This is a genomic window from Pseudocitrobacter faecalis (assembly GCF_965231525.1).
Classification (GTDB): Bacteria; Pseudomonadota; Gammaproteobacteria; order Enterobacterales; family Enterobacteriaceae; genus Pseudocitrobacter; species Pseudocitrobacter faecalis.
The window spans coordinates 1,586,840-1,605,244 of the sequence record NZ_CBDDNJ010000002.1; the positions used below are offsets into that span (position 1 = coordinate 1,586,840).

The window sequence follows — 18,405 nt, forward strand, 5'->3', positions numbered from 1 at the left end:
TTTATCCTCCGAACAGGCGTTTGAGGAAACCTTTCTTCTCTTCTTCAATGAAGCGGAAAGGACGTTCTTCTCCCAACAGACGATCCACGGTGTCGGCGTAGGCTTTACCTGCATCCGACACTGCATCCAGAATAACCGGTTCACCCTGGTTGGATGCGCGCAGCACAGATTGATCTTCCGGGATAACGCCGACCAGTTTGATGCGCAGAATTTCCAGCACATCTTCCATGCTCAGCATATCGCCTTTGTTTACACGACCCGGATTGTAGCGGGTCAGCAGAAGGTGTTCTTTGATAGGCTCTTCACCGTTTTCCGCACGACGCGATTTTGAGGCCAGAATGCCCAGAATACGGTCGGAGTCACGCACGGAAGAGACTTCCGGGTTAGTGGTGATGATCGCTTCATCAGCGAAGTAAAGCGCCATCAGCGCACCGGTTTCGATACCCGCCGGGGAGTCGCAGACAACAAAGTCGAACTCCATCTTCTTCAGCTCGTCGAGCACTTTCTCGACGCCTTCGCGAGTCAATGCGTCTTTATCACGAGTCTGAGACGCCGGGAGAATAAACAGATTTTCCGTGCGCTTATCTTTTATTAGCGCCTGGTTCAGCGTGGCATCGCCCTGAATAACGTTAACGAAATCATACACAACGCGGCGTTCACAGCCCATAATCAGGTCGAGGTTACGCAGGCCGATATCGAAGTCGATAACGACAGTTTTCTTTCCCTTCTGCGCCAAACCAGTCGCGATGGCCGCGCTGGAGGTGGTTTTGCCCACGCCCCCTTTACCCGAAGTCACAACAATAATGCGTGCCATAGAAATTCCTTGTTAAAAGGGATTAATTAAACGGTTGAATTGTCAAAGCGCTGTCGTCTAAGCGCAGACGCGCCGCTTTGCCATAAAACTCGGCTGGGATTTGATCGCTCAGCCAATATTCCCCGGCAATGGACATTAATTCCGCTGCCAGATGTGTACAAAAAATTTGTGCTTCTCGATCGCCAGATGCGCCAGCCAGCACGCGTCCCCGCATCATGCCATACACATGAATGTTACCATCAGCGATAAGCTCAGCGCCTGCGCTTACGTGGTTTGTAACAATCAGATCACAGTTTGGCGCATAAATGCGCTGACCGGAACGAACCGGCATATCAATCAATCGCGTTTTTGTGATCGTGCTAACAGTTGGGGCAGGTTCTGGCTGAGGTTGCGGTTCGACGGGAGCAGGGCGGGCGATTTTTTCTTTACCCTCAGTGAGTAAAGGTAGGCCCGCTTTGTCGATTTCGGCTTTCATTCGCGGGTTCTTCGCACCGCTCACGCCTACAATACGCAAGCCCGCAGCGTTAATCGCCTGCTGCAACGGCTGCCATTGGGTCGTCTCTTCCAGACTACTGACGTTTACCACCACCGGCGCGTGACGAAAAAAAGCCGGAGCCTGAGCCACCTTGTCTTCTAACGCCTGACGAATAATCTCGGGATTTGCCTCATGCAAATGCACCACTGATAAAGTGAAGCTACTGCCTTTAAGTTCGATTGGCGTGTTTGACATCCTGGCCTTACTCAATTTGCTATTTATCATCCAGCACAATGCGGTGATATTCCGAAGACTATCAGGCATGTTATAGTCACTGATATATAGAGGCAAGTCACCACGGGCTTAAATAAGAGTAAAAGTCTATTTTGTGAATGGAGCCTCTCAAAATTGACCATTAAAAAAGCCATATGCATCAGTTGGATGCGGCAATTTTCTTATTACGCATAGTTTCGAGTTCGTTTTCCTGTGCCAAAAACGTGACAGAACCTACAAACCTGTTCAAATGTTCAGCACTTAAATGAGCGTACTTTTTAACCATCTCCAGAGTTTCCCATCCCCCTAATTCCTTAAGGGTCATTAAAGGGGTTCCATTCTGAACATGCCAACTCGCCCAGGTGTGTCTCAGATCGTGAAAACGAAAATCAGATATATCGGATGCAATTAACGCTTGTTCAAAATCAGCGCGGTCAATATCTGATAATTTTTTCCCGTCTACGGTGAATACGTATTCGCACGACATATCACATTCACGTAGAATTCTGATTGCTTCTTCATTTAAAGGCATTGGTCGTGCCTTACCTGATTTTGCATTTTCAGCAGTGACAATAGCGTTCCTGTTCTCGAAATCCACGTTTTCCCATGTGAGTGACAGGATCTCTCCGCGCCTTGCTCCGGTAAGCAGGGCGAAGGAGGCTATTCTGCGCATGATATCTGTCCTGAGAGAATCGATTAAATCTCTGGCCTGCCACTTCCGGATCCACCGTACCCTTACTTTTGGTTCTCTTAACTCCGGAACATAGGGGCGGTGGTCGATCCATCCGTTTTTCAGTGCCAGTGAAAATGCTCTGATAATGAACGCGCGATACCGGTTAACGGTTCCATTAGCCAGGGGCTTTCTCGATTTATGCTGAGAGTGCGTGGGCATCATCTTTGCTATTTCGTATCCCTGAATCTCTGTGATCACCCGGCCCTTAAACACACGGAGCCAGTACCGGGCATAGCCTTTCTTGTTTTCGTATGCGTTCTGGTCTTCCGCATCCTTTAATACAAGGAGGATGATTTCATCGAACAGATGAACCGGCTTTCTCTCAAGTCGCGTCACATCCCACAGCTCATGCTTTATTTTGTCGTGGTACTCCTGTGCTTTGACTTTCTCCTCGGTTCCAGTAGAGCGTCTAATTCGCGTTCCGTCCGGAGCTGAGATATCAACCCAGTAGTTTTTACCTCTTTTGTAGATCGGCATTTCATTGACTCCTCACCGACCACAGCCAGCCGGAAGACATTGTTAGAGGTTTTGGAAAAATTTGCCACGCTTTCTTCGTTAGCTCGCCAGGAACCGCCAACTTTGAACATGTGGAACCGCGCAGGGTTGCGATAGATGGTGCTTGGCGATACACAGATGCGGGCAGCGAAGGCGGGTATTTTCATGAATGGTTCTTTATCCATGCTTACTCCAGGCAAAAAACGCCCGGGCGAGCCGGGCCAAAACGAGGGTTGGTTACATCCGATAACCGACTCAGTGAATCGGCTATCAGTTGTGTTATTCGTCTTCATCTTCCTCCCAGTTTTCATCGTAATAAGGCGAGGCGAGAAGAGGGTTAGTTGCTGAGAGAATCTCTCCGGCGGCGCCCTGCCGCTGAAGTCGACGAAGCGCTTCGTATAGCTCAAAGGCCTCGGTTCGCTCGTCACCTATATCGAGGGAACACGCCACTTTGTGCGCCTCGGTGACCAGAGTTGATAGCTGATTTTGGATGTCCTGAATGGTGCTCATAGTTCTCCTTACGCCGCACGCTGGGCGCGCAGCTTCTTCAGGTGTTCTGCTGTTTCTATTTCTTCTTCGATCTGCTCAGCCTGTGCTTTGGTCAGCGGTTCGAATTCATGCTGAAAGCGGCCCATGCTGGCTATGCAGCTGCGACCGTTGCGTGTGTAGTGGATGACTTCGTGTGTAGCGCGGAGGATTTTGCAGGGCGCACCGTGGGGATCGGCGTACCAGGTATTAGGCTGGATTATCCTGAACATTGGCAACCACCTTAAATTCGATTACCCAGACCCAGGGGTTGGAGTCGAAACTACCAGCGCCATTGGTCTTATCCCACCACGCTTTAAAGCCGTGCATTTCTGGACAAAGACCCACCGGAACGCCAGCGATCGCATAATGCTCGGCATGGTTGAAGGCTCGTCCAGCTACGGTTTCGCAGTGTTCAAGCATGTCTCCAAGGTCATTCAGTAAGTCCGATTCATTGGCCGTCTGAAGTTTCTCGACCCGGATGCCGGTTATCTCCAGGGTAATTCGACTGGCGGCGCGAGGCATTACTGCGCCAGATTGTGGGCGCGTCCAGTCTCCCCACTCCGGATCACCATCGGCCCAATACCAGAAATCCGGTACTTCATGAGGCACTGCGGGATCGAAGAAGTTAAATGAGTCGAGCCGTGAAAATGACTCTCTGACGTAAATAACATCGCCAACTGCACCGAATGGACATGGATGCCAGTAATCGCACACGTGCTCCGCATCTTCGCTCCATGGCCACATGCTTCCGTCGTCGCGCTCTGCAATTTCAGTAGCCCGAGTCTGACGCCATTTGATAGGGCGCCGAACCTGCGTCATGCTGCCATCAAGCAAGGCGCGCACCTGATACTCATTAAAAATCATTCCGCGCTCTTTCACTGGATCCCCCTCTGCTTGTTTCTTAATTCGATCACTCCCTGGCACTCTGCGCACGTCTGGCAGCCGGGTACGGCGGCGCGTCGCGGCTCCGGGATATCCTCGCCACACTCTTCACAACGCTCAGCTGATACGGCGTTGCGGTTTACTCGGTGAGCGGAAAGGGCAGCGTTACGCTGAAGCTCTTCAATCTCTGCTGCGGTATCGATGATGTCAGCCATGGTCAATGCTCCCGGAACTGTCGGTTAATTCGGTTGAATGTGAACGCCAGCAATAAAAAAGGCCGCTTTAGCGACATGGTGATTTGCGATTTCATGGCTGTATCCACCCTTTACCTTTGACGTGCTGAATAACGCCAAGCTTCCTGAGCGACTGGAGCCGGCGATCAAGGATGCGGAAGACGTCCATCGGGTGCTTTCCTTCTGCTTCAGCAATGACGAGGCACTCCTGCCTGACGGAAGGGCTAAATAGCTTCGAAAAAGAGGTTGGCTGAGCGCCGATAGCGCTTAATACTTCGCTATCCAGTTTCGCGTATTTGGTCATGCTGCACCGCCTTCAGGAAAGTCACCGAAGTCAGCAAGGTCAGTTTCGCGATCGAACTTAAATTCGCCTATATCGACAACCTCAACTTCGTGTTCGTAAATATCCCCTCCGCCACTTTCAAGAATCTCGATGGCTTCTTCCAGGCTTTCATCATCCACTCTGAAGGTCTGCGAACCTTCTGCTAGCTTGACCTCAGTGGTAAAAAGAAATCTTTTCACGATTCAACTCCGAAGCGGCGATTAAGCCGCCCTGTGTATACGACGAACTCCAGGAGACTAACTCCCAGAGCTTCAATTTTCTTGTGATGCTTGTTGATGATGGGAGGCACCGTTTCGTTCCAGTTAGGCTTTGGCTTCTTGCGCATGGCCTGCTGGATTTCCTCGGTGCAGCGGCGGCAGGCGGCGCGGATGGCGTTGTCATTTTCTGGCGTCATGCGGCCTCCGTCTTAACAACATCGATGGCGCAGCCGGGCAGCAATTCAACCGCGGCGGTGGCGCACTGATTTCCCCAGTGGTGCCAGCCTGGAGCCGCGCTGCGGCTGAACAGCTCAATGCGCGGCACATTACCGTAAAGCAGTTCCAGCCGATGACGCACTTCCCACGGCTTTTCGCTGTGCGCTCCGAGCGGGCTATATACCACCTGCTTAATCCCGGCGTGCTTACGTTCCAGCCCGGCGCCGCGGGTGGCAATCAACAGGTCTTCGGTGTTGGCCCGGGTGTGATTGCCGCCGTTCATGCGCGTCTCTGAGTTAAGCAGATCGAGGAAGTCGTAAAAGTCGGCAACTTCACCCTCGGCCAGGGCTTTATTGATGCGTAGCTCGGCGTTCTGATTCAGCTTCACCCAGGTGAAGCCCTTCATCGTGCGAACGGTAAAACCCCAGGCCTCAGCCAGTTCGATGGCCTCCTGGTTATGCGTACCGGTGTACCACATCGCCAGCACTGCGTTTTCGGCGGCAAGTTCCCACACTGGCAGACGCTTGATGTCGATTAACTTCATGGTGGAGTAGTGATCGGCAGCGGCGCCGTTACTGATTGTGTTGCCGTAAGAACAGGGCGGATCTGCGTAGATAAGAGAGTATTTTCCGGTCATGGAATTACACCTCGAAAGCAAGTTGTGGTGTGAACCGATCGCGTTCTGCGTCGTAATTCAGCGAACTTGCAGAGTTAAAGGCCTCTATGCGTTCTACCAGCACAGCGGCTCTGGTTTCTTTGCTGGCTGGCGCATAGGCTGATTTATCCCATGCCTTATCAATACCGATATTGCGCGCAACGTTTGTGCTGTCAGCTGATGAAAGGGGTATGTGAGTAAAAATGTCTTTATTCAGCATGCGAAGGCCATGGAGCTTGGTAATCGGATAGCCATTTGAATCGACTACGTGCCGGATAAGGTCTCGCAATTTTGCCCTACAGGCGCGTGGTCGCTTTGCATCGTATTCACCCATTGAACCTATGCAAACACGAGGAAACTCATGGCAAAGACGAATGAAACGCTCGTCGGGTTCGCTCATATGCCAGACAGGCGCACCGACGAATTTACCGTGTGGCCATTCAGCTATAAGCGCATCGTTCTCTTCGCTGGTTCCACCGATAACATCAGGGATAACTGCAAATGCGAAACGAGGGTGATTCATCCACTCCTTAACTAATTCGTAATAGTCGTACCAGTTAACAGGCTGGCCCTTATCCCAGAAGCTGAAGGCTCCGTTATCAAGTGCGAAAGATTGAGTTACCTCACTGGCAAGCTTAAGTTGCCCAGGGTTAGCGAAGCTGATAAATGCATGACGGCCTTTCCATGCCTTCAGTGCGCATGTATCAGGGGTTATTGGTCCGCCGTGAAAATGAATCATGCACCCTCCCGCTCCGGATCGTTAACATCCCAGCCATTGCGCTCAATATTGGTTTGCAGCCGCTTATCTCCTACCTCTTCAATGCAGCGGCCGGTAATCTCAGCGACTTCAGCGTTTGAGTGTCGCCACAGCAGCGCCAGCTCTTCGAGAGACCACGCTTTCATAGCACTGACTCCATTTCGTCGATGTAGATGCCCTGAGCAATCAGGCGGCTACGGCGGGCGGCACGTTCAATGCACTCCTGCCGTCTACCTTCCTGTGATTGCTCTATAGCGCGCCGGGTGAACAGGCGCGATTTACCTTGTGGTGTTACGACCTTCGGCTTGCTGGCCAGGCTAAATTTCCGGTCGCAGATGCCGTCCTCGTTGATCCATTTTTCCGACTCAACGATCTGAGCTATCTGTCCGGAGCCGCGGGTAATGCCGTTGGCAACCCGGTTAAACTCGATGAGCGTTACGCCGAACTTCTCGGCGATTTCGCTGCCGGTTACCGGGCGACCACGCGTCTGAATCATCCAGATAACCCGCTCACGGAGGCCGGAAAATTGCCCTGTGCGCCCGGGCCTGCGGTAGAAAGGTGTGCGTTTCATTCGAGCTCCAGAATGCGGCGCTTCGTGTCCGCAACAAGTTCGAGGAAGTCTTTTCTGCGCGCGCGAAGCCGGGCTATTTCTGATTCACATTCAGCAGCTGTAAGGCGATAGACGATGAGCTGCTTACCGTCCGGGAAGTCTGAGCAGTAGCTGATGAAGTCCACCCAATCCCTGCCGGAGCAATCAAGGTGCCCGACCAGTTGCCATCTGTATGCCGGATCGAAGGAGCCGCGGGTGAGGGTGGAGTAGTGAGTGGCGGCAATGACCGACTTAATCTCAACGAGCCCGTCCTGGCCAACGAGGCCGTCGGGGCTGTCGCCATACGTTTCGTGATCAAAGAACCCGCCGTTATTCACATCGACAAAGTTCATCTCTTCATACAGCATGCGGGCAATTGGCTCCTGTTCGTGCCCGCGCTCCATGTGGTCGTTTGAGAAGCCAAACTCAGACTTGCAACCCTTAATCTGCTCAAGAGCCAACTGAAGTGCGTAACGCTTGGCTGGTTCGCCAAACGCCTTTCCATCGTTAGCCATAATGAGGCAGAAGTTTGACGCGGTGGCCTTACCTAGGCGAAGAGCATCCCACTCTTCACCGTTTTGCTCGACGTCGTGCCAGATCATGATGAACACTCCTGCTCAAGCTGGCGGCGATGCTCCGGAGAAATGTCCATTCTCGCCAGCACTGCATCAAGGTTCCCATCGCGTTTGAAGGCGGCCTTAGCGTTATTCCATGCCTGCGTTTTTTCCGGCGAAAGCACCGGCTTTGTAACGCGCGCCGGGCTTAAGCGGAGGCCTTCAACCGACTCCTTTCCGAACCGGACATTTTTATCGACGTAAACAGTGACCTTCACGCCTACCCAATCCTCAAGGAATGGGGATCCGGTAATGCTTTTCAGCATCTTGCTGTTCGTGGCATTCAGAATCATCGGCTTGAGCTTTTCGCCAGGGCGCAGCTCGCGCTCTTCAAAATAAGCAGTGTTAAAAACGTCTTTGGTTTTTTTTGTTTTGTCGTTTTCTAACGTTGCGCGGGCGATCGTCAGCACCGTTGGCTCAACGATGTCGGCGCTGCTCAGGTAAGGAGAGTCAAATGCCTTGCGGTAATGTGTTTTTGAATCTGTCATTTTGCAGCCTCTCTGATGAATCTGTTTACCAAAGGCCTGAGAGCATCCTGAATGGTGAAATGCTCGCGTCGCTCTTTGCTGCTGTCATAAATCGGTGTCCAGCCGCATCCCGTATTCACCTGGATCACCTGGTAACTACCTTTCCCATCTCTCCACTGAATTCCGTTCATCGAGAGCCACTCCTTAAAGTCGGCTAATTTCGATTTGTGGAGTAAATTTCTGCGGGCCATTAACTCTCTCCTTAAAACGGGCAGCCGGTACGGTGTTCCCAGTCGTATTCCGCCTGGGCGTAAGCAACTGCCGAAATGAAATCGTTGTAGGCCTCGCCAGCTCTATCGCTGCGAAGTCCTTCGTATGGGCTGGAGTCGATCGGGACCGTGAAGTGGAAGAGGCCAGACGGCTCTTTTGGCATCATGTCGATGATTTTCTGCGCCCGGTCGTCGATCCACTTCTCTTTCTCGTCGGTGAGCTGCTGTTCAACCCAGCGCCGATCTTCGATGCGGTCGTAAGTGAGGTATGCGTTCATGACTGAACTCCTGAAATTTGGATGTGCAGATCCCGCCCGCTTTTAGCCAGGCCGATCGGTTGAGTAGGGTGGTTAGTGCTGGATAGGGTTGCCGTGACCGTCGAGAAGGACGTCAATCACGCAGTCACTGAGGCGGATGATTTCTGCATCGGTGTGCAGGTATACCCATTTGCGCTCCTGGATGACTGCTGAGACTCGATAGGTGCGGCCTTCATGCATTGCCATCATGCCGGGCGTGACGCACTGGCGAATGAGCGGGGTGGTGCCGTAGTGGTTGATCATACCTTCACCTCAACCTGTTTCAGGAGGCCGGCGATATTCATCTGTTGGCGGTTAAGCGTCAGCTTGTCGCGCGGTGCCGATACCGACGTCAGCTGCCACTCGTTATCGTTGAGTTTTTTGGCTGTGTACTGCTTGCCGTTGTGGGTGACTGTCATGATACCTCCCGGGCGCGGAGCATTGCGTCGGCAATGTAATAAGCATCTTCGGCTAATTCTTTGTATTGTGGAGATTCCGGGCCGCCACCAAACGAATGCCCGTCCCATCTGCGCACAATTGCTGCCATAGCCTTAGCCGCAAAGTAGTCACGGATCGTCATGTCATCTGTAGTGACTGAAACTTCTTCTGGATATGGTTTGTCATCAAACCGGTAAAGCAGGTCGTAATCGCCGGCATCGTCAAATCTGGTGACTTCGTACGCCCAGCGGTGACCGGCCCATTCAAATGACTGACCCCTTTTATCGCCACAAAATCTGCTTTTAAGGTAGGCGCCATATTCAGAGGAGTTAGCGTAAACTTTCATGGTGTATTTCATAATCATCTCCGCGCTTAAGGCCGCGCCGCCGAACGTTAAACAAGACTTCTGCGCTAATGGGCGGTGGATGGCCGCCGGTTGTCATAAATGGGCAGACTCGAAAATCTGCCTATGTATGGCCGATAAAAAACCCGCCGGAGCGGGTCATTCATTCTTTGGTATGCCGCAAAGGGCGTTTAGCGTTTCAACGGGAATGGCAAGTGCGGTGCTGGTCGCTTCACGGCGTTCCACCTCAGGCAAATATGGCACTGCCTCAGGCCACATCTCAGCCAGTTTTTTAACAGTTGAGACTTTGGTTAGAGCACCTTTAACCTGCAATTGGAAGGCATCAACTTCATCGTAAAGAACGTTGATGATTACCGTCGATTCAGTAAGTCGGTCGTGTAATTTTCCAACCTTCTTCAGCGTGCTGTAACTTTCAGGAACGAAACCCGAATCAACTACAGGAGCGAAGGAAGTTCCGAAGAACAGGTCACTTTCAAGATCGTGCTTACCAATATGTTTTCCACGGTGGCGATAGCGATGATCCAAACCGTTCCTGGCTAATTCGTGATACTCACCATTGATAATGACCTTCAAAATTGCAGTTTTAGCGGCGACCTGCATCTTGATGAACGAGTTATCTTTGAAATCTTCCCGAGCCTTAGTTATTTGCTCATCGCTAGTGTTTTCCTGCTTGAGCAATGCCTGTCGAATTTCTTCAACAATTTTCGCCCTGTCATTAACCGCCGCTTTCGCTTTCTCAAATAATGGGGATGCGAGAAGCAGGTTATGGCATAGCTGATTCTTAATTTCGTTGTTAAGACGAATCATTTACTTACCCTCTGTCGTTACCCGCTGATGCGGGAGAAATGCTTTGTGGTGGAGTGCTCCGGATTCGAACCGAAGTTTTCATGGGTGATCAGTCCATGCAGGCCCAGCCACACCCCACTACAAAACATTCCAGTTAGTGCCGGGATATTTATCCACGCCCGGCGCGTGGTTTCCTTGCTTTCCACAGACAAAGGAAATTGATAAATTGGTTATTCCACAGACAATTAAGGACTAATCATGGATGTAGGATTAATCATCGCGTCCCTTAAAAACGGACTTGGTGCTCTCTCGACGATCCAGAGCAACGAGGTGCTTCGAGAACGCATCGTTTTCATTGGCGAGCAGATTGACGTACTTCAGAAAACCCATGCTGCCACCGAGCAGAAACTTGCCGAAGCGATAGCAAAAAACGTAGAACTTACGAAGCAAATAGAGGCTTATAGGGCACAGAAGCAGTTTGTCCTTCATCGCACTGCGGCCTTTAGAAAAGATACCTCTGGTGGCTATGCAAGGGCGGTTTATTGTCCCAACTGTTTTAAAGCGGTCGGTGCCGACTTCAGTGATTCGACTTTTCATTGCGCTACCTGCGGGTGGTGTTCTGAGTTTGAAAAGAGAGATCTCGATAGTGTGATGAAAACCATCCCGTAAAATGTCAGGCGAGGATCACTCCCTCGCCACCCCTCTGATTGTTTACCGTCAGCCCCTCGCAAAGAGCTATCGGCCTGAATGTTGTGTGTAATATCTGCGTCTGGCGTCTCGAATCTTCTCCAGCTCACAGTTTTTCGCTGCGCTGTGATATTTGCTGATATGGCAGAAGGGCGTTCTCGGGTCGAAATCCCTCCCACACACTGGGCATTTGATGCTGTTTTTCATCGGCAACCTCAAATCAGCGGAATTGATTTACCCTTCATTTTCTGCGTTCCGTGGCAGGTAATGCCGCGTTCGCCCGGCTTGCTATACCAGGTACGTTGATTCTTACGCTCGATGCGCTGTAGGTTGCTTTCAATCTGTTCGTGGTACTCAGCCAGCACCGTTAAATCAATCGGTTTCACAGCGCTTTCTACGCGTGATTTCGGCTTGCGACTCAACGACAGAACAGGGCGGTTATCTGGCTTGGCGCTTACCCCAACCAACAGGGGATTTGCAACTTTCCATTCGGCCTGTTTCTCTGCGCGACGTTCGCGGCGGCGTGCTTGTGCATCCATTGTGGATCTCCTGTCAGTTAGCTTTGGTGGTGAGCACAGCCGGGTGACTAAATCCGGTCGCGTGTATCCGTGCAAAGTGCCATCTGTCACAGGCATCTTCTGCGTTCACCCCAAAGCTTTCTGCTTTGAATGCTGCCCTTCTTCAGGGCTAAATTTTTAAGAGCTTCACCTTCCTGGTGAGTGGTGCGTCCTGCTGATGGGTATAATAATCACCGCAAGTGGTATTTAAGTCAACACCGCAAGAGATAAAATATTACCGCAGATGCTTAACTTGTTGTAATTGACAGGTATTTATTTTTTGTTTCACGGATTTGCGCTCGAAAAAAAACAATTAGAACTGAAAGATGAGCGTATAAATATGAGGGTTTAGGCGATGGGGCGGGCGATTATGGAATTGTCACTGGCTGATTTACCCATGACCCAGCAAAACATCATCGACAAGCTGAAGCAGTACCGGAAGGAAACAGGAAACGTGATAGGGAAGGGAGCTAACAGGGATGCTGCGGAGTTGGTGAGGAAGGGGCAATAAAAAAGCCCGCACGGGCGGGCAGGTAGTGTTGCGATAGTTATTGTTATCAGCTTCAGGCTGGATAGTTATCGGCAGAATGGGGGATAGCTTTATGGGTGGGCAATAAAAAACCCGGCGCGGTGGCCGGGAGTCAGTATTCAATTATCAGTGATGATAGACTTGAGAAAAATCTCGGATGGCTGATATGGGTTGCTTTTAGAGGACGTATGCTTATACGTAATAGTAACGTCAGCTCTGGCTGTATAAATTCTTTTTATTTCATCCGGGTTTATGCCAGGAGCCAAAACTAACTTCACTCTTCTGTCAACCAAACCTGGTATCACTGCAGCCCATTTTTCAGGGTTATCCAAGTCAGTAGCCCTGATCTCAAGGTCGACATCACTGTGATCTCGGGTGTATGTATCTGGGGGAAACTCCACGTCAGTGGGAACCTTTCTTATAGTTTCAGCAGGTATCGTATATTTTACGTCCCCACTCCCAATTACGAGAGTTGCATTCTCATCGTTTCTTGCTGGAGAGAGAATTTTGACAGCGCTTTTGGCTAGTACCTTTTTATCGGTGACGCTACTATCAATGATCGCTTGAATTCTCTCAGGCGTAATCTCTGTCTGTCCGGCGCCAATATTGATAATCGTATTATTATTGGCTTCAAAATGAGAAGTAGTGTTCGGGGCCATGAGCTTGGCCAAGGAAAGAAAAGCGGTGCCAGCAAGGGCGATAACGACAGCCCACAAAAGAGCGTTCCTCACTTTGCCTTCCCCTATATATTTGGTTCTAACACCATCAACAAATTTGTCTAATTCTTCCTCATTGGCAAAGAAAAGTCTAATGAGTAATTTTTCTTTCAGCGATCCAACTTCCAGTTTACTAACTCGAACATCCACGTCTAAAACGTGAGATCCTGTTAATTCTGAAAGAACACCTCTGGACTGCTTTATTAGGGCTTCCCAGCCCTGCAAGGAGGCTATGATTTCCTTAATGCTTGGGTTGTTTCCAATAGAGTAATAAATATCCTCAGTGAACTCTAACTCCAGCAACTCAGCCATACAAATCCTTTCAATATTTTAGAATGTATTTTTGTTTAATCGCTTGCCAACCATTCAATCCTATACTCTGGCTCTTGCTACCAGCTATGCGCCGACCAGAGCACCTTGCCGATCAGACCAGCCGCAGCTTCGTCTCACCCAAACGTCTCTTCAGGCCACTGCGAAGCCACTACTTTACCCACAACCCGGCACTGGTCATTACACGGTATCATCGGGAACTGTGGGTTCAGCGGCTGAAGGAAAACCTGCCCGCTGTCTTTAATCAGCTTCTTGAAAGTGAACTCATCGCCGCCAAGGCGAGCAATGCAGAAGTCACCAGGGTCTACCGGCTCTTCCGGGTCTACCAGAATCAGCATACCTTCCGGGAAGCTGGGGCGAGAACCAGCAGGAGCAGTCATTGAATGCCCGTCAACCTCAAGCCAGAATGCGTTGTCGCTGGCTTTCTTGGTCGTGCTTACCCAGCGCTCCGCATCGCGTTCTGTGAACGTACGGAACTCAGGAGAGAACATCCCGGCCTGAACGTGGGAGAATACGGGGTAGTCAAAGTCATTGCTGGTCACCCCCTCTGAAGACACTGCCTTGTACATTTCTTCAATTTCTGAAGCGAGAGAGGGGCTAAAATCACCAACGCTCACCTGGAGCACCCTTGCAAGTGCTGCTGCGTTACTTGCGTTCAGCGCATTTACGCCATTGAGAAGAGCTGCAATAGCTGACTGACCGACGCTTAAAGCATCAGCGATTGATTCCTGTGAGAGCTTAAGAATTGACTTCTTGCTCTCATAAATCGCCTTTAGACGCTTTGCGTCTTCAAGCTGTTCTGCTGTTAAGGGTTTCTTTTTTATGCTCATAGTTTGATTCTAACACCGGAAGGAATAATTTAATAACACCGCACGTGTTGACACAAATACCTCCTGCGGTGATAATCATGGACATGCACTAAGGAGGTCGTATGGATCAGCGCATAAAGCTTAAAGATTACGCTCAACGTTTCGGTCAGACTAAAGCAGCTCAAGACCTTGGGGTTTATCAAAGCGCCATTTTCAAAGCACTAACCGCGAAGCGCGATATCACGGTAATTGTTCATGCCGATGGTTCAGTGTCTGCTGAAGAGTTGAAGCCGTTCCCAAGTACCCGCCGCGAATCTAACGCAGCATAAGCACCACCCGCTCTTACACATCTCAGCCCTGAAAAAGGGCAATTCAAAACAACAAGTCTTAATGGCTATGCGTGTCTGCGCATTGGCCTATTTAACTATTTAACACTCTAGGAATTTAACAAATGGAAAACTCAATTAACCGCAACAAGGTCAATGCCCGTCGCATTGAATCCTGGTTGCTTAACCGTATCGCTATGAAAGGTGGCAACAACGTAGCTAAAGAGATCGGCGTCGATAAGGCACAGATTACCCGCTGGAAAGAAACGTGGCTGCCGAAGATGGCAATGCTGCTGGCAGTTCTGGAATGGGGTGTCGTTGATGATGATATGGCGCGGTTGGCAAGAGAAGTAGCTGCGGTGCTGACAAAGAAAAATCGCCCGGCGGCAACCGAGCGATCTGACCAAATCACGATGGATTTTTAAAGCAATTTACAGGAGTCATTTTAATGGCTAAACGCAAAAAGTACCAGGAAAAAGAAGAGATTCGACACCCTGATTCACCAGATGGTTTGGTCGTTGCTGCTTCTAAAAATAAGGCGTTCGCAGAGCGTCTTGTTGGCGTTATTCGTATCGCAATGGCTAAGGCAGGGGTGAAGCATGGCAGTCGTTAAGTTAGCAGACTACAGGCGCTCAGAACGCGCTGAAACATCTCAAGGGGCGGCAAACATGGGCTTTGTCTATCTGCACCGCCAGTTCATGGATAGCAAGCTCTATAAGGACTCTCAGGCCGTCCACTTATGGCTTCACCTGATCCTCAAGGCTAACCATGCAGATACCGTAGTAATGACTGATATCGGTGAGATGATTGTTGGTCGTGGTCAGATGATCACAGGACGTCCAACTCTTGTCATGGAAACCTTTATTCCGGACAACAAGGTTAGAAGTTTACTAAGAACCTTTGAGTCAAAAGGGATGATTAAAACTGAGTCGAAAGAGAGGAAATTTAGCCTGATAACCATATGCAAATATGACGATTTTCAGGCTCAAAATTGTCCAACGAATGTCCAACAGTTGTCCAACGCAACACCGCATCAGGAAAGGCCTGAGCAGGGTATCTGTCCAACGAATGTCCAACAGTTGTCCATAAACAATAATATAACTAATAACTCTCTTACTAACGTAAGAGAGAGTGCATCTTCCTCAGAAATTCCAGACCAGAAAAAACCGTCTTTAAGTTGTGAGCAGGTGGTCGATGTATACCGCAAGATTCTTCCTGAAGCTCAGGGAATAAATATCCTGACTGACAAGCGGAGAAACCTGATCCGAACTTTCTGGCAGAAAGCCAGCAAAGTCACCCGGCAACTGGACGGACATGCGTTCACCCTGAACGACTGGGAAGTTTATCTGAATTACATCGCCACCAACTGCCGCTGGATGCTGGAAAACAGACCAGACCAGCGCACAGGAAAGACATGGCGTAAAAAGTCCATTGAGTTCTTCCTGAATGTTGATGTTTACGCCAAGACGCGAGAGGGAGCATGCGATGACCTCTGAGATGATAACCGTTCCTCACAACCCCGAAGCAGAACAAAGCGTTATCGGTGGCCTGCTGCTGGACGATGACAACAGTGAGCGAGTCCAGAAGGTTCTGGCGATGCTCAAGCCTGAGTCGTTCTACAGCCGACCTCACCAGCTGATATTTGCCGAGATGCGCCAGATGTTTCGCGACAACAAGCCAGTCGATGGTCTGACATTGTTTGACGCGCTTGAAGGCAAAGGGCTCGCGGAGCAGGTAGGTGGCTTTGCTTACCTGGCAGAGATCGCCAAGAACACTCCCAGCGCTGCAAACATCGTGGCATACGCTGCGTCAGTCCGGGAAGCCGCAATGGAGCGCTATGGCATCAGCCGACTGACCGAAGCTACTGAGCTGCTGTATTCCCGCAACGGCATGAGCGCCACGCAGAAGTACGAGGCCATTCAGGGTATTTTCACCCAACTCGCAGACCATTCAAAAACCGGAAGTCGCCGTGGGTTGCGGTCGTTCGGCGAGGTTATGGATGACTGGGTAGCAGATCTGGAGAAGCGATTTGACCCTTCAGGCGAACAGCGCGGAATGAGTACCGGAATCCCGTCACTCGACCGACTGCTGGCGCCGAAAGGTCTGGTTAAAGGCTCTCTGTTCGTGATTGGCGCAAGGCCAAAAATGGGCAAGACAACCCTGTACGGGAAGATGGCGATCAACTGCGCGGTTCGGGAGAAAAAGCCAGCACTGATGTTCAGCCTCGAAATGCCAGGGGACCAGATCCTCGAAAAACTGGTTGGACAGAAGTCCGGCATTAACCCGAGCATTTTTTACATGCCAGCCACGGATGACGCCGATGACCAGTACCAGGGCGATTACGACGGCGACTTTAAGAAGGCGATCGCCACCGCCGGGCGATTGAGTGAAATCGACATGCTGTACATCGACGATACTCCTGGCCTGTCACTGGCGCACATCGTTAGCGAAAGCCGCCGAATCAAGCGCGAGAAGGGCTGCGTAGGAATGATTCTGGTTGACTACCTGACTCTAATGACCGCCGAAAAAGCCGACCGTAATGACCTTGCCTACGGGATGATCACCAAAGGTCTGAAGAATCTCGCCAAAGAGCTTGGCTGCGTCGTCGTGCTGCTGACCCAGCTCAACCGCGAACTGGAGAAGCGAGTGAATAAACGCCCGTTACCGAGCGATTCCCGCGACACAGGACAGATTGAGCAGGACTGCGACTACTGGGTTGGCATCCACCGGGAAGGTGCTTTCGATGACAGCGTGCCGCCTGGAGAAACCGAGTTAATCCTGCGACTCAACCGCCACGGCAATACCGGCACGGTTTATTGCAATCAGATCAACGGTGCAATTTACGACACAGACCAGCAGGCCGCCGCCGCAGAACGCCGCGGGCGCGAGCAGCAGCCGAAAAAGAAAGGGGGCTTCTAATGAAAGGCAAACAGGCAATTCTGCGTTATCTCGAAACGCACCGGACCTTCACCGCGAAGGATGTGGCTACAGAGTGCGGCATGACCATTAACTGCATCACGAAGAACGCTATCGATCTGGAGAGGTCCCGCAAGATTGTCCGGGTGAGCAAGGTCTGGCGAACGGTGACTTATCGCCTGGCGACGCCGGAAGATCAGGACGGTACCGCGCGCAGCTGCACCAACGGAATATTTCAGGAGTGCCGGAACAGTCCGGCTATGAAGCGAGTATTGATGGTTTGGGGGAGGGTAGGGGTATGAGCGTGAAACGTTATGAGTGGGTGGCCTGTGATGAGCATTCGTGCCATTGCGACGTGGTAGAGAGCGCTGAAGGCGATATGGTCGATTACGAAGACTACGCCGCACTTGAAGCCAGATGCGCGGCGCTGGCTGCGGAGCTGAGTGCAGTTGAAACAATTCACAACGACGCCGTGTTCATCACAGACGAACACTATGAGCAATGCCCGCCGGAAGTGCAGAAAATGATTCGTTCACTGGCGGTGTTGCAGATTCCTGCGTACCAGGCTTTCCTGGCTGAAGTGCGTGCTCATGGTGTTGATATCGCTATCGCAGAGTTAAACCAACTTGCGCAGCGCAGTGAAAAAGAAGCGCCAATCGCAGCGGAGCATCATCGTTCAGCAGCCCTGTATCTTCAGCTTTTTGCCGCCCAACTTCGCCAAGGAGCCGCCCAATGAGCAACATCGACAAACGCGCATTACGTGAAGCGGCGGAGAAGGCCAACCCCGAGAAGTATGGATTTTACCTGGTGGACGCATTTGAGGATCTGGCAACCCCTGAAACCGTGCTGGCGCTGCTGGATGAGCTTGAAGCCAAAGACCGCCGTATCGAAGAAGAGATTGGACGAGCTAACCGCGAGCACCACCGTGGTTTCATGATGGCATGCGGACATCTTAAAGAGTATTCAAACGTTCATTATGCCGATGCTGCCGAGATGGAGATAGCAGCCCTTCGCAATCGTATCAATGAGCTGGAATCCGCCCCGCCAGCCCCGGTATCTGTGCCAGACGTTCTGAAGCGACTGCGCTCCTTAGTGGCTGACCAGAGAGCTT

At 51.0% G+C, this 18,405-nt stretch carries 34 protein-coding genes and 2 pseudogenes; 10 read left to right on the forward strand and 26 right to left on the reverse strand.

The genetic code is table 11. The features are described 5' to 3' along the window. Position 1: 1 nt before the first annotated feature. The 23 genes and pseudogenes from minD to ACOXYR_RS08275 form a co-directional block, all read right to left on the reverse strand. Positions 2-814: a septum site-determining protein MinD gene (gene minD, locus ACOXYR_RS08165; protein WP_108475342.1), complete on the reverse strand. Its 813-nt coding sequence runs from the start codon at positions 812-814 to the stop codon at positions 2-4. Positions 815-836: 22 nt separating this feature from the next. Next, a complete protein-coding gene (minC, locus tag ACOXYR_RS08170; protein WP_113857077.1) occupies positions 837-1,544 on the reverse strand; it encodes a septum site-determining protein MinC in 708 nt (235 codons plus the stop codon). Between the two features lie 178 nt (positions 1,545-1,722). Next, positions 1,723-2,772 (reverse strand): tyrosine-type recombinase/integrase, encoded by a 1,050-nt coding sequence (locus ACOXYR_RS08175; RefSeq protein ID WP_189622938.1) that lies wholly within the window; start codon positions 2,770-2,772, stop codon positions 1,723-1,725. 297 nt (positions 2,773-3,069) lie between these two features. Then, positions 3,070-3,300 (reverse strand): hypothetical protein, encoded by a 231-nt coding sequence (locus ACOXYR_RS08180; RefSeq protein ID WP_421355326.1) that lies wholly within the window; start codon positions 3,298-3,300, stop codon positions 3,070-3,072. A gap of 8 nt (positions 3,301-3,308) precedes the next feature. Next, positions 3,309-3,548 carry a DUF4222 domain-containing protein gene (locus tag ACOXYR_RS08185; RefSeq protein WP_421355325.1) on the reverse strand — a complete coding sequence of 80 codons (240 nt, stop codon included), beginning with the start codon at positions 3,546-3,548 and terminating at the stop codon, positions 3,309-3,311. Continuing rightward, positions 3,526-4,197 (reverse strand): hypothetical protein, encoded by a 672-nt coding sequence (locus ACOXYR_RS08190; protein WP_421355324.1) that lies wholly within the window; start codon positions 4,195-4,197, stop codon positions 3,526-3,528. Before ACOXYR_RS08190 ends, ACOXYR_RS08185 begins: the two co-directional genes overlap by 23 nt. Continuing rightward, positions 4,194-4,415, reverse strand: coding sequence for a TraR/DksA family transcriptional regulator (locus tag ACOXYR_RS08195; protein ID WP_421355323.1), 222 nt, complete (start codon positions 4,413-4,415; stop codon positions 4,194-4,196). The genes ACOXYR_RS08190 and ACOXYR_RS08195 overlap by 4 nt, the downstream gene beginning before the upstream one ends. Before the next feature lie 91 nt (positions 4,416-4,506). Beyond that, positions 4,507-4,737 carry a hypothetical protein gene (locus tag ACOXYR_RS08200; RefSeq protein WP_048244440.1) on the reverse strand — a complete coding sequence of 77 codons (231 nt, stop codon included), beginning with the start codon at positions 4,735-4,737 and terminating at the stop codon, positions 4,507-4,509. Beyond that, positions 4,734-4,955, reverse strand: a complete 222-nt coding sequence (locus tag ACOXYR_RS08205; RefSeq protein WP_048244438.1) for a hypothetical protein — start codon at positions 4,953-4,955, stop codon at positions 4,734-4,736. The genes ACOXYR_RS08200 and ACOXYR_RS08205 overlap by 4 nt, the downstream gene beginning before the upstream one ends. Then, positions 4,952-5,170: a hypothetical protein gene (locus ACOXYR_RS08210; RefSeq protein ID WP_048244436.1), complete on the reverse strand. Its 219-nt coding sequence runs from the start codon at positions 5,168-5,170 to the stop codon at positions 4,952-4,954. Before ACOXYR_RS08210 ends, ACOXYR_RS08205 begins: the two co-directional genes overlap by 4 nt. Beyond that, positions 5,167-5,826, reverse strand: coding sequence for an MT-A70 family methyltransferase (locus ACOXYR_RS08215; RefSeq protein WP_421355322.1), 660 nt, complete (start codon positions 5,824-5,826; stop codon positions 5,167-5,169). Before ACOXYR_RS08215 ends, ACOXYR_RS08210 begins: the two co-directional genes overlap by 4 nt. Positions 5,827-5,830: 4 nt before the next feature. Beyond that, on the reverse strand, positions 5,831-6,583 hold the full coding sequence (locus tag ACOXYR_RS08220) for a hypothetical protein (protein ID WP_048244432.1): 753 nt from the start codon (positions 6,581-6,583) through the stop codon (positions 5,831-5,833). Continuing rightward, positions 6,580-6,747, reverse strand: a complete 168-nt coding sequence (locus tag ACOXYR_RS08225) for a hypothetical protein (protein WP_164552435.1) — start codon at positions 6,745-6,747, stop codon at positions 6,580-6,582. Before ACOXYR_RS08225 ends, ACOXYR_RS08220 begins: the two co-directional genes overlap by 4 nt. Beyond that, the gene (locus ACOXYR_RS08230; RefSeq protein ID WP_048244430.1) at positions 6,744-7,172 is read right to left on the reverse strand and encodes a hypothetical protein; all 429 of its coding nucleotides are present in this window, start codon (positions 7,170-7,172) and stop codon (positions 6,744-6,746) included. Before ACOXYR_RS08230 ends, ACOXYR_RS08225 begins: the two co-directional genes overlap by 4 nt. Further along, entirely contained in the window at positions 7,169-7,792 is a 624-nt protein-coding gene (locus tag ACOXYR_RS08235; protein WP_421355321.1) for a YqaJ viral recombinase family protein, read from the reverse strand. Before ACOXYR_RS08235 ends, ACOXYR_RS08230 begins: the two co-directional genes overlap by 4 nt. Further along, a complete protein-coding gene (locus ACOXYR_RS08240; RefSeq protein ID WP_162148171.1) occupies positions 7,789-8,070 on the reverse strand; it encodes a hypothetical protein in 282 nt (93 codons plus the stop codon). Before ACOXYR_RS08240 ends, ACOXYR_RS08235 begins: the two co-directional genes overlap by 4 nt. A 23-nt stretch (positions 8,071-8,093) precedes the next feature. Further along, positions 8,094-8,292 (reverse strand): annotated as a pseudogene (locus ACOXYR_RS08245) (hypothetical protein). Then, a complete protein-coding gene (locus ACOXYR_RS08250) occupies positions 8,289-8,522 on the reverse strand; it encodes a hypothetical protein (RefSeq protein ID WP_023328770.1) in 234 nt (77 codons plus the stop codon). The pseudogene ACOXYR_RS08245 and the gene ACOXYR_RS08250 overlap by 4 nt, the downstream one beginning before the upstream one ends. Before the next feature lie 11 nt (positions 8,523-8,533). Continuing rightward, positions 8,534-8,818: a host nuclease inhibitor GamL gene (gamL, locus tag ACOXYR_RS08255; protein ID WP_045350985.1), complete on the reverse strand. Its 285-nt coding sequence runs from the start codon at positions 8,816-8,818 to the stop codon at positions 8,534-8,536. A 72-nt stretch (positions 8,819-8,890) separates the two neighbouring features. Beyond that, the gene (locus ACOXYR_RS08260; RefSeq protein ID WP_006809788.1) at positions 8,891-9,100 is read right to left on the reverse strand and encodes a cell division protein FtsZ; all 210 of its coding nucleotides are present in this window, start codon (positions 9,098-9,100) and stop codon (positions 8,891-8,893) included. Continuing rightward, positions 9,097-9,255, reverse strand: coding sequence for a hypothetical protein (locus ACOXYR_RS08265; RefSeq protein ID WP_326286547.1), 159 nt, complete (start codon positions 9,253-9,255; stop codon positions 9,097-9,099). The genes ACOXYR_RS08260 and ACOXYR_RS08265 overlap by 4 nt, the downstream gene beginning before the upstream one ends. Then, the gene (locus ACOXYR_RS08270) at positions 9,252-9,632 is read right to left on the reverse strand and encodes a hypothetical protein (RefSeq protein WP_421355320.1); all 381 of its coding nucleotides are present in this window, start codon (positions 9,630-9,632) and stop codon (positions 9,252-9,254) included. Before ACOXYR_RS08270 ends, ACOXYR_RS08265 begins: the two co-directional genes overlap by 4 nt. A 144-nt stretch (positions 9,633-9,776) precedes the next feature. Then, entirely contained in the window at positions 9,777-10,445 is a 669-nt protein-coding gene (locus ACOXYR_RS08275; protein ID WP_129318007.1) for an Nmad5 family putative nucleotide modification protein, read from the reverse strand. A gap of 237 nt (positions 10,446-10,682) precedes the next feature. Between ACOXYR_RS08275 and ACOXYR_RS08280 the strand changes: the two genes are divergently transcribed. After that, positions 10,683-11,093 (forward strand): hypothetical protein, encoded by a 411-nt coding sequence (locus ACOXYR_RS08280; RefSeq protein ID WP_421355319.1) that lies wholly within the window; start codon positions 10,683-10,685, stop codon positions 11,091-11,093. 233 nt (positions 11,094-11,326) lie between these two features. On the opposite strand, the gene ACOXYR_RS08285 is transcribed toward ACOXYR_RS08280, so the two are convergent. Beyond that, positions 11,327-11,650, reverse strand: coding sequence for an antitermination protein N (locus ACOXYR_RS08285; protein WP_421355318.1), 324 nt, complete (start codon positions 11,648-11,650; stop codon positions 11,327-11,329). Positions 11,651-12,038: 388 nt separating this feature from the next. Between ACOXYR_RS08285 and ACOXYR_RS08290 the strand changes: the two genes are divergently transcribed. After that, positions 12,039-12,179: a hypothetical protein gene (locus tag ACOXYR_RS08290; RefSeq protein WP_421355317.1), complete on the forward strand. Its 141-nt coding sequence runs from the start codon at positions 12,039-12,041 to the stop codon at positions 12,177-12,179. 137 nt (positions 12,180-12,316) lie between these two features. On the opposite strand, the gene ACOXYR_RS08295 is transcribed toward ACOXYR_RS08290, so the two are convergent. Continuing rightward, positions 12,317-13,225, reverse strand: a complete 909-nt coding sequence (locus ACOXYR_RS08295) for a hypothetical protein (RefSeq protein WP_023306034.1) — start codon at positions 13,223-13,225, stop codon at positions 12,317-12,319. 134 nt (positions 13,226-13,359) lie between these two features. Further along, the gene (locus tag ACOXYR_RS08300; RefSeq protein ID WP_421355316.1) at positions 13,360-14,073 is read right to left on the reverse strand and encodes a LexA family protein; all 714 of its coding nucleotides are present in this window, start codon (positions 14,071-14,073) and stop codon (positions 13,360-13,362) included. 101 nt (positions 14,074-14,174) lie between these two features. Here ACOXYR_RS08300 and ACOXYR_RS08305 point away from each other — a divergent pair, with 101 nt between their 5' ends. The 8 genes and pseudogenes from ACOXYR_RS08305 to ACOXYR_RS08340 form a co-directional block, all read left to right on the forward strand. Then, positions 14,175-14,381, forward strand: coding sequence for a Cro/CI family transcriptional regulator (locus tag ACOXYR_RS08305; protein WP_421355315.1), 207 nt, complete (start codon positions 14,175-14,177; stop codon positions 14,379-14,381). Between the two features lie 122 nt (positions 14,382-14,503). Continuing rightward, positions 14,504-14,803 (forward strand): CII family transcriptional regulator, encoded by a 300-nt coding sequence (locus ACOXYR_RS08310; protein WP_088902569.1) that lies wholly within the window; start codon positions 14,504-14,506, stop codon positions 14,801-14,803. Positions 14,804-14,826: 23 nt separating this feature from the next. Beyond that, positions 14,827-14,991, forward strand: a complete 165-nt coding sequence (locus tag ACOXYR_RS08315; protein ID WP_179239897.1) for a lysophospholipid acyltransferase family protein — start codon at positions 14,827-14,829, stop codon at positions 14,989-14,991. Then, positions 14,978-15,874 (forward strand): DNA replication protein, encoded by an 897-nt coding sequence (locus tag ACOXYR_RS08320; protein ID WP_421355314.1) that lies wholly within the window; start codon positions 14,978-14,980, stop codon positions 15,872-15,874. The genes ACOXYR_RS08315 and ACOXYR_RS08320 overlap by 14 nt, the downstream gene beginning before the upstream one ends. Then, entirely contained in the window at positions 15,864-17,297 is a 1,434-nt protein-coding gene (locus ACOXYR_RS08325; RefSeq protein ID WP_421355313.1) for a DnaB-like helicase C-terminal domain-containing protein, read from the forward strand. The genes ACOXYR_RS08320 and ACOXYR_RS08325 overlap by 11 nt, the downstream gene beginning before the upstream one ends. After that, entirely contained in the window at positions 17,297-17,596 is a 300-nt protein-coding gene (locus ACOXYR_RS08330; RefSeq protein ID WP_421355312.1) for a protein ren, read from the forward strand. Before ACOXYR_RS08325 ends, ACOXYR_RS08330 begins: the two co-directional genes overlap by 1 nt. Beyond that, a complete protein-coding gene (locus ACOXYR_RS08335) occupies positions 17,593-18,030 on the forward strand; it encodes a hypothetical protein (protein WP_421355311.1) in 438 nt (145 codons plus the stop codon). Before ACOXYR_RS08330 ends, ACOXYR_RS08335 begins: the two co-directional genes overlap by 4 nt. After that, positions 18,027-18,332 (forward strand): annotated as a pseudogene (locus ACOXYR_RS08340) (ead/Ea22-like family protein); the annotation flags it as partial. The gene ACOXYR_RS08335 and the pseudogene ACOXYR_RS08340, both read left to right, overlap by 4 nt. Positions 18,333-18,405: the final 73 nt, after the last annotated feature.